The 12966-nt window shown below is 37.8% G+C and carries 9 protein-coding genes, 2 tRNA genes and 1 pseudogene; 8 read left to right on the top strand and 4 right to left on the bottom strand.

Translation table 11 applies throughout. From position 1 onward, the window contains the following. Positions 1-81 precede the first annotated feature (81 nt). Positions 82-2781: an alanine--tRNA ligase gene (alaS, locus tag ABWU75_RS02210; protein WP_353286983.1), complete on the top strand. Its 2700-nt coding sequence runs from the start codon at positions 82-84 to the stop codon at positions 2779-2781. An 852-nt stretch (positions 2782-3633) separates the two neighbouring features. Here alaS and gatA read toward each other — a convergent pair. Continuing rightward, positions 3634-5103, bottom strand: a complete 1470-nt coding sequence (gene gatA / locus ABWU75_RS02215) for an Asp-tRNA(Asn)/Glu-tRNA(Gln) amidotransferase subunit GatA (RefSeq protein WP_353286984.1) — start codon at positions 5101-5103, stop codon at positions 3634-3636. A gap of 89 nt (positions 5104-5192) precedes the next feature. Between gatA and ABWU75_RS02220 the strand changes: the two are divergent. The 3 genes and pseudogenes from ABWU75_RS02220 to gpmI form a co-directional block, all read left to right on the top strand. Beyond that, a pseudogene (locus ABWU75_RS02220) lies at positions 5193-5508 on the top strand (transposase); the annotation flags it as partial. A 67-nt stretch (positions 5509-5575) separates the two neighbouring features. Continuing rightward, a tRNA-Asn gene (locus ABWU75_RS02225) sits at positions 5576-5647 on the top strand. Between the two features lie 33 nt (positions 5648-5680). Then, positions 5681-7255, top strand: coding sequence for a 2,3-bisphosphoglycerate-independent phosphoglycerate mutase (gene gpmI, locus ABWU75_RS02230; protein WP_353286985.1), 1575 nt, complete (start codon positions 5681-5683; stop codon positions 7253-7255). A gap of 31 nt (positions 7256-7286) precedes the next feature. On the opposite strand, the gene fabD is transcribed toward gpmI, so the two are convergent. After that, positions 7287-8267 (bottom strand): ACP S-malonyltransferase, encoded by a 981-nt coding sequence (gene fabD, locus ABWU75_RS02235; protein WP_264730980.1) that lies wholly within the window; start codon positions 8265-8267, stop codon positions 7287-7289. Between the two features lie 128 nt (positions 8268-8395). Here fabD and rpmE point away from each other — a divergent pair, with 128 nt between their 5' ends. The 4 genes from rpmE to ABWU75_RS02255 all read left to right on the top strand — a co-directional run bounded on the left by rpmE (position 8396) and on the right by ABWU75_RS02255 (position 10909). After that, a complete protein-coding gene (rpmE, locus tag ABWU75_RS02240; protein ID WP_253309449.1) occupies positions 8396-8608 on the top strand; it encodes a 50S ribosomal protein L31 in 213 nt (70 codons plus the stop codon). A gap of 27 nt (positions 8609-8635) precedes the next feature. After that, positions 8636-9430 (top strand): NAD kinase, encoded by a 795-nt coding sequence (locus ABWU75_RS02245; protein WP_264730981.1) that lies wholly within the window; start codon positions 8636-8638, stop codon positions 9428-9430. A 347-nt stretch (positions 9431-9777) separates the two neighbouring features. Next, on the top strand, positions 9778-10746 hold the full coding sequence (locus ABWU75_RS02250; protein WP_353286986.1) for a hypothetical protein: 969 nt from the start codon (positions 9778-9780) through the stop codon (positions 10744-10746). Next, on the top strand, positions 10715-10909 hold the full coding sequence (locus ABWU75_RS02255) for a hypothetical protein (protein WP_353286987.1): 195 nt from the start codon (positions 10715-10717) through the stop codon (positions 10907-10909). The genes ABWU75_RS02250 and ABWU75_RS02255 overlap by 32 nt, the downstream gene beginning before the upstream one ends. A 750-nt stretch (positions 10910-11659) precedes the next feature. Here ABWU75_RS02255 and ABWU75_RS02260 read toward each other — a convergent pair. Further along, entirely contained in the window at positions 11660-12673 is a 1014-nt protein-coding gene (locus tag ABWU75_RS02260; RefSeq protein ID WP_353286988.1) for an NAD(P)/FAD-dependent oxidoreductase, read from the bottom strand. Between the two features lie 168 nt (positions 12674-12841). Next, positions 12842-12929 (bottom strand) — tRNA-Ser (locus tag ABWU75_RS02265). Between the last annotated feature and the right edge of the window lie 37 nt (positions 12930-12966).

Here is a 12966-nt window from a genome sequence, read left to right on the forward strand (position 1 = left end):
TGAGATCTAGAGAGTGGTGGTATTGTAATTGATTTTATTTCCATTGCAGCTTATTATTCATGAATAATCTCAATAAAAATAATGAAGTTAAGTGAAATCAGAGAAAGATTTATAAAATTTTTTTTAAGTAATGACCACGAGCAGGTTTCTTCTTCTCCTTTGATTCCAGAACATGACCCAACGCTCATGTTCACAAATGCTGGTATGGTGCAGTTTAAAAATATTTTTACTGGTGCTCAAAAAACTGAAATGAAACGTGCTGTCTCAAGTCAAAAGTGCCTAAGAGCAGGCGGTAAACACAACGATCTTGAAAATGTTGGCTATACAACTCGGCATCACACATTTTTTGAAATGCTCGGAAATTTTAGCTTCGGTGATTACTTTAAGGAAACTGCAATAGAATTTGCGTGGAAATTTATCACTAAGGAGTTATCTCTTGATAAAAACAGACTATCCATAACCACCTACCATACTGATGATGAGGCGTACGAGATTTGGCGTAAGATAAGTGGCTTTTCAAGTGATAAAATCATAAGAATTACAACGGATGATAACTTTTGGAGTATGGGAAGCACTGGTCCATGTGGTCCATGTTCTGAAATTTTTTATGACCATGGGAGTCCTAATTTACAAGATGATGATAGAATTGTTGAAATCTGGAATCTGGTATTCATGGAGTTTAACAAAGATGAAGAAGGTAATTTACACAAATTGCCAAAAAAATGCATCGATACTGGAATGGGTCTTGAGAGAATAGCTACTGTAATGCAAAATGTCCATGATAACTATGATATTGATCTATTTTCTGCTCTGATCAATAAATCTCAAGAGTACTGTGGAAGAACGGAAAATAAAATAGCGCATAAGATCGTAGCAGATCATCTTCGCGCGGCTGCATTTCTCATCGCAGAAGGAGTGCTTCCTGGAAATGAGGGCAGGAATTACGTATTACGCAGATTAATTAGGAGAGCCGCGCGTTATATCCACCTGCTTGGATATAATGATTCTCTACTCCATCGCATTTTTCCGGCGCTGATAGATAGCACGAGTTCGGCTTATATGGGAGATGTTTATCCTGAATTAGTCAGAGCCAAAAGCTTAATAGAAACGACGTTAAAATCAGAGGAAGAAAACTTTAAAGACACTTTGATGAAAGGTATCAATCTTCTGGAGAAATTCACTACAGATTTAAAATCGGGCGATACTTTACCTGGAGAATCAGCATTTAAGCTATATGACACCTATGGGTTTCCTTTGGATATTACACTTGATGTTTTAAAAGAGAAAAAAATAAATTTTGACCAGAAGGGTTTTGATGATGCAATGGGAGAACAAAAAGAGAGAGCACGTGCTAAATGGGCTGGATCTGGTGAAAAATCTGTTGAGCAAGTATGGTTTGATTTGATCAATAAATTTGGCAAAACAAAATTTGTTGGTTATGAGTTCAATGAAGTAAGTGATGCGAAAATACTAGCTATAGTTTCCTCTAAAAATGAAGTAATTGATTCTGCAAAGGAGGGAGAAAAGATAACCATTATACTTGATAAAACACCTTTTTATGGCGAGTCAGGTGGACAGGTGGGGGATACTGGAAGTTTCATTGTCCCTTCTGTCATCCAAGTAGCGGACACTGGGATCCAGAAAGAAGAAAACACGTGGTCACGCGCTGGAATGACGACAGATCGCATTGCTGGAAGTATGGTTATAGTCGAAAATACCAATAAGATTAATGACCTATGTTTGCACAGATGCATAGTTAAATTCGGCTCAATTTGTAAAGGTGATGTAGTTACAGCAAGCATCGACAAGGAAAGAAGGCAAACCTTAAGAAGAAATCATTCGGCTACGCATCTTCTGCACTTTGCATTGAGGAAAATCTTGGGTGATCATGTCACTCAAAAAGGTTCCCTAGTTGCACCAGATGGACTGAGATTCGACTTCAGCCATAACACTCAAGTGACTCAAGATCAGTTATTCTGGGTAGAGGATATGGTAAACTCTCTAATCAGAGAAAATCTTTCTGCATCTACAAAAATTCAAAGCATGAATCAGGCAATAGAAGAAGGAGCCATGGCGTTGTTTGGTGAAAAATATGGTGATCAGGTTAGAGTTGTAAATATTGGAGATTCGAAAGAGCTATGTGGTGGCACGCACGTTGAACATACTGGAGAAATCGGTTTATTTAAGATAGTAACAGAAAGTTCTGTTGCTTTTGGAGTGAGGAGAATTGAAGCTTTAACTGGTCAGGAAGCAATCAATTATGTACGTGATAATGAAATTAACTTAAAAAAAGTTGCAGAATTCGTAAAAGTGCCAGTAAGTGAAATAACAAGCAAATTAAGTGTTTTAAGTCAAGAACACAAAAAATCCGAAACCAAAATAAGAAACCTATATAAAAAGCTTGTGAGTGCAGAGGATATAAAAAGCACTGAAATAAATGGAATAAATTTTATAAGCCACACTTTCACTGATATTCCAGCAAATGTAATAAGAGAGTTTGTTTTGCAGCAACAAAAACCAAAAACGGTAATAGCTTTCACGACAACAGAAAAAGATAAAACAGTCTTGATTATTAAAGTAAGTAAAGACTTAATCAATAAAATTAGCGCAAAAGAACTAATATCAATAGCAGTTGAAAAGAACTGTGGTGGGAATGCTGAACTTGCACAAACAGGCTGTGATAGCAATAAAATAGATGATGCCATTACAGCTATTTATAGCAAAATAACCGCTTCTAAGCACTCTACGTCATACCGCCGCGGTATCTCTAGATCCCGCTAACACGTAGCGGGATGACGAGATGCTGCCGCGAACCGTCATACCGCCGCAGACCGTCATACCGCGATTCATTCGCGGTATCTCATCCGCTAACACGTAGCGGGATGACAGCAGTCCTACGTCATGCCACCGCGAACCGTCATACCGCCACAGACCGTCATACCGCGATTCATTCGCGGTATCTCATCCGCTAACACGTAGCGGGATGACAGCAGTCCTACGTCATGCCGCCGCGAACCGTCATACCGCCACAGACCGTCATACCGTGATTAATTCGCGGTATCTCATCCGCTAACAAGTAGCGGGATGACAGCAGTCCTACGTCATGCCGCCGCGAACCGTCATACTGCCGCAGATCGTCATACCGCGATTCATTCGCGGTATCTCTTAGCATAGATCCCGCTAACAAGCAGCGGGATGACGGTTGTCATAGTGTCATGAAAGTAGCTGACACTGGTTTCCATCCAAGAGGGTGTCATCCGAGTAGCTTGACTACTTGGATCCAGAAAACTTAACTTTAAATAAGTGGCTGCATAATAAAGACTAGATTCCAGTGTCAAGCACTGGAATGACAAGAAGAGGGTACTTGGATAAGAGGCATTGCCCTTCTGGTAGGCCCAAATCACAATGTTCGTACAGTTATGCGTTATGCGCTGGAATGACAACGTAAGGTGAATTTTTCAACATCCCAAAATTACAGAATTTAGTCTGTTTAATTAAGTGTGAACTGTTACACGAAAATTTTGTAAACAGATTAATATGCCCTGTTTTTGCTATTCATCTAAAAATGGAGCCATAGAGTACGTTGATGAGCATAAGCAAATTTTAATGCAAAAATTACTATCAGAAAATAGATTATGCAAGAGATCTAATTATTCTGCCGCAATTTTGCTCTATCAAACTTGCCACATTTAATATTCCAGCTTCGTCATAATAATTTCCAATCACTTGCAAGGCAAGTGGTAAACCCTCATTGGAAAGCCCAACAGGAACAGAAATAGCAGGCAATCCTGCAAGGCTTGCTGGCACGGTAAACACATCATTGATGCACATAATTAGCGGATCTGGCTTTTCATTTAAGCCAAAAGCTTCTGTTGGAGCAGATGGCACAAGTATGTAATCTATTTTTTCAAACGCTTTTATAAAATCATTTCTGATTAATGCTCTAATGCACTGCGCTTTTTCGTAATATTCATTATAATGACCTGAAGAAAGCGCATAAGCGCCAATTAAAATTCTTCTTTTCACCTCTTTACCAAAACCTTCTGCTCTTGTTAGTGAATACATTTCTTCAAGGGTATCAGCATCAACCCTTAATCCATAACGCACACCATCGTAACGAGCAAGATTGGATGAAGTTTCAGCAGAACAGATTAAATAATAGACCGGTATTGCATATTTAGTATGTGGCAGAGTAATGTCAACAACTTCAGCGCCATTTTCTTTTAAATAGGAAGCAACTCTTTCCCAATTATGAACTATTTCCTCTGAAATTCCATCCATCCTATATTCTTTTGGTATACCAATACACTTACCCTTGACATCACCATTTATAAAGCTAGAAAATTTAGGCACTGGCTTTTCGCTCGATATTGAATCTTTTTTATCATAGCCACAAATTGCTTCCAGCATTAATGCTGAATCAGAGACAGAACGAGTAATGACTCCTGCTTGATCCAGAGAACTCGCAAATGCAATCATACCAAAACGCGAGCATCTTCCATAAGTTGGCTTTATTCCAACTACTCCACAATAAGCTGCTGGTTGGCGTACAGATCCACCGGTGTCGCTTCCTAACGCTCCAGCGCATAAAAATCCAGCAACCGATGCTGCAGATCCACCAGATGATCCACCAGGAACAACTTTTTCCCCATCACTTTTTCTAATCCACACATTTTCAACAGGGCCAAAATAGCTGTTTGTGTTCGCAGAACCCATAGCAAATTCATCCATATTAAGCTTACCGAGCATGGCTGCTCCACTTTTTAAAAGCAAGTCAGACACCGTAGATTCGTAAGTCGGAACGAAATTTTCCAGCATTTTTGAGCATGCTGTTGTTTTTATTCCTTTTGTACAGAATAGATCTTTGATGCCAACTGGTATACCCATGAGCGGCGAGATTAAATCATCCTTTTGCCTAGAGAAATGTTCATCTGCAGCTTTAGCAGCTTTCATTGCTATCTCTGGGGTTTTTGTTATAAATGCATTTAATTTCTCATTTTCAACCGCACTGATGTGCGCCTCCACGAGTTCAACAGCGGAAAAACTCCTTTTTTTGAGCCCGTCGTGCATTTGTGTAATACTTAACTTTTTTAGTTCATTCATCAATATTTAATTTTTAGCAAGACGTTAATTATAACATGGCACGATAAAAAATCCATACATTTATAGTTACAGCTAGAAATATAGCTAAGAACCTGTACATAATTGATGCTCAGAGTGTAAAGAACGCAGATACTGCTGAAGAAAAAGGCTATGACGCTGGTAAAAAAATCTCAGGGCCATATCGCAGTTGATACTCAAGGTTTACCACATGCAATTTATGTAACAACTGCAGGAACAACTGACTGCAGCAGTGCTGTGAGAATGGTCAACAATGCAAAAGAAAACCTTTCTGGAGTTAAAAATATACTGGTTGATGCGGGCTATACAGGAGAGAATTTTGCAACTCAAATAAAAGATATTATTGGTGCAACTGTTGAAGTAATAAAGCGAAGTGAATTTGAACAGGCTCTTACAAAGTATACAAAAAACGTTTACAATCAACGTTCAACGTGATAAATTAAAGACGGTTTATTCCTCGGTAGCTCAGTGGTAGAGCAGTTGGCTGTTAACCAATTGGTCGCTGGTTCGAATCCGGCCCGGGGAGCTCTTCTCTGTGAAATTCTAGTGTTAATCTTATATGGGCATTAAATCAGCTGTCTTATGTATACTAGATGGCTGGGGAAATGGAGTAGAAAGCAGTAAATATAATGCTATTAGCAACGCAAATCCACCCTGTTGGCAATATATTAGCTCTAATTATCCAAAATGCAGCTTATCTGCTTGTGGTGCTGATGTGGGGTTACCTGGTGGTCAAATAGGTAATTCAGAAGTTGGCCATATGAATATTGGCAGTGGTAGAGTAGTAATGCAAAGCCTTCAGCGCATTAATCAAGAGATTGGAACAATAGAAAACAATGCAAATCTACAAAGCTTTATTAGTAATCTAAAAAATAAGAACGGAGTATGCCATATAATGGGATTAGTGTCAGATGGCGGTGTTCATTCGCATCAAAAGCATATTTCGATTTTAGCAAATAAAATATCACAGCATGGAATCAAAGTGGTGATACATGCATTTTTAGATGGCAGAGACACATTACCAAATTCAGGAAAAAAATGCATTCAAGAATTTATAAAGAGTATAAAGGGAAATGACATAAGAATTGCTACTGTTTCTGGGCGTTACTATGCTATGGACCGTGATAACAGGTGGGAGAGAACAATTGAAGCTTATGAGGCTATCGCATTTGCAAAGGCACCTCGTCATGATAATGCAGTATCGTTGATTGATGAAAATTATCAAAATAACATAACTGATGAGTTTATCAGGCCCGCAGTAATAGGTGACTATCAAGGTATAAAACCAGAAGATGGAGTGCTATTGGCTAACTTTCGTGCTGATCGAATGATACAATTAGCAAGTATTTTACTAAACCAATCAGGTGTCATTCCAGCGCGTGACGCTGGAATCTATGGTCAAACTACTCGTACGACAGAAGGTCGTAAACGAAAACCATTTTCTTCAATTCTAAGTATGATGAAGTATAAAGAAGATCTTAAAATTCCTTATATTTTTCCTCCTATATCTTTTGCTAACACTTTAGGACAAACAATAGAAGACAATAAATTGCAACAATTACGCATCGCCGAAACCGAAAAATACGCTCATGTGACTTTCTTTTTCAATTGTGGAAAAGAAGAACCTTTCTCTGGTGAAGAAAGAATACTCATTCCCTCACCAAAAGTTCAAACTTATGATTTGCAGCCCGAAATGTCAGCCTTCAAGCTCACAGAAAAGCTTGTAGAAAAAATTCACTCCCAAGAATTTGCACTGATAGTTGTAAATTACGCTAATCCTGATATGGTAGGGCATACAGGTAATATAAAAGCAGCCGAGAAAGCTGTGCTAGCTGTAGATGATTGTCTTGCGAAAGTGCTGAGTGCTGTTAAAAAGTCAAGCAACACTGCATTAATTGTTACTGCAGACCATGGTAATGTGGAATGTATGTTCGATGAAGAAAATAATACACCTCATACAGCGCACACTCTAAATAAAGTGCCATTTATTGTGTCTTGCGATAATCTAAAACTAAGAGACGGAAGATTATCTGATATCGCTCCCACTATTTTACAGCTACTTGGAATTAAGAAACCGGATGAAATGACAGGCAGTTCGTTGATTTCTTGCATTACCCTCTGCCATTCCAGCTAGGCAGCGTCATGCGCTGGCAAATAGATGTGTTTTAACTTAACCCAACTTTTAAATTTTTCGCTGTTAGTACTAATGATTCATTAAAGAAGCTGTCTATATCACCAATATTACCTATACTTTTTGTACTGATAGATTGGTCAATTCTTTTAACTAGATTAGATAAAACTTTATTAGGGCCAATTTCAACAAATTTGTTAATGCCACGGCTTGCCATATACAAAACCATTTCTCTCCATTTCACTCTGCTTATGACTTGTTTAGCAAGTAAAGCTTTTATAACTTTGGGATCACTCTCCTCTTTAGCTGTAACATTTGATATCAAAGGAACTATAGGACGGGTTATTTTAATACCCTCCAAAAATTCCAAAACTTTTTCATCAGCAGGTTTCATAAGAGATGAGTGAAAAGGTCCACTAACCTGTAACTTAACTAATCTCTTGATGTTCAAGTTCTTGAGCAAATCGGGTAATATTTCAAGACCCTCTCTAGTACCACTTATAACCACTTGTCCGCCACCGTTATCGTTTGCAATTTCACAAATTCCGTCAATTTGAACTGATTTCAATATATCTTCCACTTCATTTATCTCTGCTCCAAGCAACGCAACCATTCCCCCTTCACATTTCAAAGAAGCTTCATGCATTGCTTCGCTGCGAACTTTCAGCAGCTTGATTGCAGACTCAAGAGTCAATGCCCCTGCAGCACATAGCGCTGTATATTCACCGACTGAATGCCCACAAACATATTTAACATTATGACCAGAAAAAAGAGATTCACCAAACACATGCTCGATAACACGTAGCGTCGCGATTGACACTGCCATTATAGCTGGCTGAGCGTTTTCTGTAATGGTTAATTCTTCAATAGGACCGTTGAAGATTAAATGAGACAGCTTTCTACCCAATATGCTATCCACTTCATTAAATACTTGTCTTGCAACGGAAAACTCACTATATAAGCTCTTTCCCATTCCTACAAACTGAGAGCCCTGACCAGGGAAAGCAAAAATCATGATAACTATTATTTATTCCTTATTAAGTATAACATTTTATTTATTTTTTGTCAATATTTTAGAATAATGATTGACTTAGTGAATTAAGTTCACTAGAATATTAACTGACTAAAAGTTTATAAGCAACAATGGCAGAAATTGATTATCATAAGGTTACTATAGTCATGACAGATGGTCAAGAGTTTGAAACTCGTTCCACTTATGGAAAGGAAGGTGATAAGATAAAACTTGATAGGGATCCTCTCACTCACCCTGCATGGACTGGAAGTTTGACAAGCGGGTCAGCAAGTAAAACTAGCAAATTAGCTAAGTTTAACGATAAATATGGGGATATTTTCTAGTTTTTCGCTTCTTTTTCAGAGTGAAGCATGCATAAATACAAAAATATAGGCTATATCGCTTCTGAGTCACCAAAATCGCAGGAAGTATCTAAACTATTAAAGAAACTTAATTTTATCAATATAACAGAAGAAAATAAGTCCGAAATCGATCTATTGATAGTTGTTGGCGGTGATGGCTTTATGCTACGCACCTTGCATAATTACGTTATAGAAAACAAAAACACACACGTATACGGAGTAAACACTGGCAATGTTGGGTTTTTGATGAATAAATGCTTTAGCCGCAGTGAAGATTTAATTGATCATATAGAGCACGCAACTTCAACTCAGTTAACTTTACTAAAAATGGAAGCAACAGACACAAGTGGCAAGAAATACCACTATATAGCGGTAAACGAAGTATATGTTTTTAGGAAAGCAAACCAAATAGTAGAGATGAATATTACTATTAATGATAAACTAAAAGTAGAAAAATTTAGAGGGGATGGAGTAATATTATCTACTCCCACAGGCAGCACTGCATATAACTTCTCTGCCGGTGGCCCAATCTTGCCACTAAATTCAAACTTACTTGCACTGACCTCCATCAATAGCTATTACCCAAGGCATTGGAATGGAGCACTAATCTCAAATGATACGATCGTACAAATTGACATTAACGACACAAAAAATCGTCCAGCGCTTGTAGTATCAGATTATAAAGAATTTCATGATATATCACAGATAAAAATACAAAAAGACCATGAAAACACAATAACTTTGCTCTTTGACAAAGATTACCCTCTGAATGAAAGGATCTTTGATAGACAATTTCTATACTAATAATTATCCGGTATCTGTTCAGATGCATGGCTAATGTACAAATACTGAAACAAAAATTCCAGTGCTCCCTTTCTTGTCATCCCAGTGCTTGACACTGGGATCCAGATTGGGCACTAAGTTGGTAAACACGAAAGCGCTTTACAACGTTTTTGATGGAACTGTGTGAAAGGACTGGATGCCAGTGTCAGCTACTTGCATGACACCCATTTGTTCCTATAGTTGTCTTTTCTCGTCTACCTTATTTTGCCACTCTGCTAAGCAGATATATTATCTGTAAATTGGTATTTACTACATCTTAATAACTATAGCGTAATCAACACAACATAGTAATTAATTTTGGAGTAAATATGCCAGGAACACAAGATCAAGATACAGTAAAACCACTTTCTTATACACCAATAGGTAAAGATGACGGGACGAAGCCAGGAATTCCACCAATACCAGCACTTAGGACAAGTACTCCCAAACAAGCATCGCTTGAAGGAGCAGAAAATTTTACCTCAGATACACTATCACCAACAGCAAGTTTAGGTTTAGGAGGATCATCTGATAATGGATCAGAAGAACCTATTTATGCAACTATAAACCCAGATACAAAATCTTCGAAAAAGAGTTTAGACAGTGGAATAGATAATCAAAGCTCAGGAATGAAAAGATCAGTTTCACAAGAAACGGAATTTAGTGACCCTTGGGATTCTGATAAAACTCTCGAAACCCTAAAAGAAGAGTTCAGTACAGAATATAGTACAGGTGAAATGAATTCAAAAACTTCCTTAATCAATTCACAAAAGAAAGCAAACAGATCCTGGCCAAGAGCAAAGTATGCCATGCAGCAGAAGGGCTTTATAATTTTTACTGCCACTGCTATTATACTCAGCACATCTGCAGCTTTAGTATATTTACAAGATAAAGCAAAATTTATTGCATTTTTTACAAACAGCCCAAAATATATCACTATACCAGTTATCGCACTTGCTGCGTTGCTTGCAATTAGTCCAATATTTTTTGCAATAAAACAGTTTAGAAATACTGAAGAACATCACATTCAAAAAGAAGATGCGAATGAAATTTTAGCTAATGTGTTGGAGCATCAGCCAAAAAATAAAGCTATAAAATCTGTAAGACTGGAATATAGCAATGGCACTCATTCAAATTTTGTACTTAATTCTTGGGAAGCTAAAAACAACTTCATTAACATTGACGAAAAAGTAGTTGGTAGAACTAATAAAATAGAATCAGTAATTAACAATAGGCCACTATTTACTGCGTTACTGACCGGTGTAGTTGCTGCAAATATATTCTCAGGAAAAGATTGACACTGAAAGCGTTAACAAGAAATTCATTGAAGAAATAAAACAAGAAAGAACAGAGGTTCTTGGAGAAAACCACAGTAAAGACGCTAAACGCAACAGCTTAACGCTTGAGCAAGTTGTAGTCCAATCTCATAATTGTAAGGATGTTGTTTATAGTGTCGGTTAATAAAATGCATGATATAGCTAGTGCAACCCTACGTCATACCGCCGCGGTATCTCAGCCGCTAACAAGAGATCCCGCTAACACGTAGCGGGATGACGAATATACCGCCGCGGTATCTCTTAGCCGCTAACAAGTAGCGGGATACTTAACCATCATCTACACCGTCATACTGCCGCGGTATCTCAGCCGCTAACAAGAGATCCCGCTAACACGTAGCGGGATGACGGTTGTCGTTTAGCTACAAACGTTAAGAAATTTACTAAACGAAAAAAAAGGCAAAAGAAGCCCTAGTCATTGTCTATTTTCAGTATTGGCGTTTTTTAAGCCTTAAACACTGCAATTTAGCTGCTTTTAAATGCAACTAACCTTAGTTTAAATGTTTAAGAAATTTACTAAGCAGAAAAAAAGGCAAAAGAAACCCCGTGGTAATTAGTGTTCACTCTCTAATCCTGCAAATTGGCGTACTATACTGTCTTAAACGACTTATAAGCGCGTTTCAGCTTATGTAGGTAAAAACCCAGAAATGTTGTGAAGACATAAGGTGCACATAGTGCAAAAAATTAAAAATAAGACGCCAACTACGTTGTTTTTTTGCTGTTTAATCTGCACAGATGAAGATAACTGAATACCTTCAGTTTCATGATAAGGGCGCTGGCGGAGTTTGTCAAGCAAGTTTTTTCGTTTCTACTTGGGTAACATCTTTGTGTTTTAGGCAACTGCCTTCGAAAACAGATGCCCCGGGTTATTCCAGATTTACTCACTTTCTTTCCCGTGAATTCCCTTTGAAGTCGAGTATTGAAAATTGACTGGAGAGTTGTGGATTACTTTGTATATGTCATAACAAGCCATGGCACTCTCGGCAAAACCACTTAATATTAACTTTAGTTTGCCTGAATAAGTAGCTATATCTCCGATTGCATATATTCTATCTCTACTGGTTCTAAGTGTAGCTGGGTCGACAATTATGCGGCCATGTTCTAACTCTATACACCAACTGTTTATTGGACCAAGATTCATTGACAATCCAAAAAATGGCAGCAAAGAATCAGCGGATATTTCTTTTTCTTTCTTAGAGGCAATGTTTTTTACTATCACTGCGCTCAACTGCCCATTACCTCCTGCTAGTTCGTGTAATTGATATGGCACTACCAGTTCTATCTTTCCATCATTTTCAAGTGATTCTAATTTATTTCTAGTTTCAGGAGTGCAGCGAAATTCCTTTCTTCTATGTATCACATAAATTTTCTTTGCAACTTTAGAAAGTTCTACAGTCCAATCAGATGCAGAATCACCCCCCCCTGCAATGACTATAGTTTTGTCCTGAAAATCAGAAATTTTATTTACACTGTAAAATACAGATTGATTTTCATATTCTAATATACCACTTAAGGGTGGACGGTTAGGTTCAAACATTCCGTTACCTGCAGCAACAATAACAGCCTTACATTTTACCTCTGTACCTGTGTTAGTTATGATAGTAAAGCTTTGATCACAGTTATTCGAAATCTTTTCCACTTTTTGACTTAAATGGTAAACAGGCTCAAATGGTGAAGCTTGCTCCATTAATTGCTCAATTAATTTTTGGGCAGTAATTACAGGATAACCAGGTATATCATATATTGGCTTTTCTGGGTAAAGAGCTGTGCATTGTCCTCCTGCTTGATCCAAAACATCTATTATATGACATCTCATATCAAGCATTCCCGCTTGAAAAGCAGTGAATATTCCAATAGGCCCTGCACCTATTATTACTATATCGGTTTTCATATTCAGATGGTAATCTATTTATAGATATTAGCTTTCTTCGCTAATAAGGTCAATTTACAAAGGGATGTATTTTTAAAAGATGTGGCTAGATTAGATAAGATTTCCAGCGTTATGAACCACATAGTCCAAATAAGCTCTAAAAATCAGCTAACATCGCGGGATGCTGTGCGGACGGAATGGGATTCGAACCCATGGTACGCTCATCACGTACGTCAGTTTTCAAGACTGGTGCCTTAAACCGCTCGGCCATCCGTCCATTTCTTTTCTATCACAACATTTGATTTTAAGCAATC

This window comes from Wolbachia endosymbiont (group A) of Anthophora plumipes, from assembly GCF_964028115.1.
GTDB lineage: Bacteria > Pseudomonadota > Alphaproteobacteria > Rickettsiales > Anaplasmataceae > Wolbachia.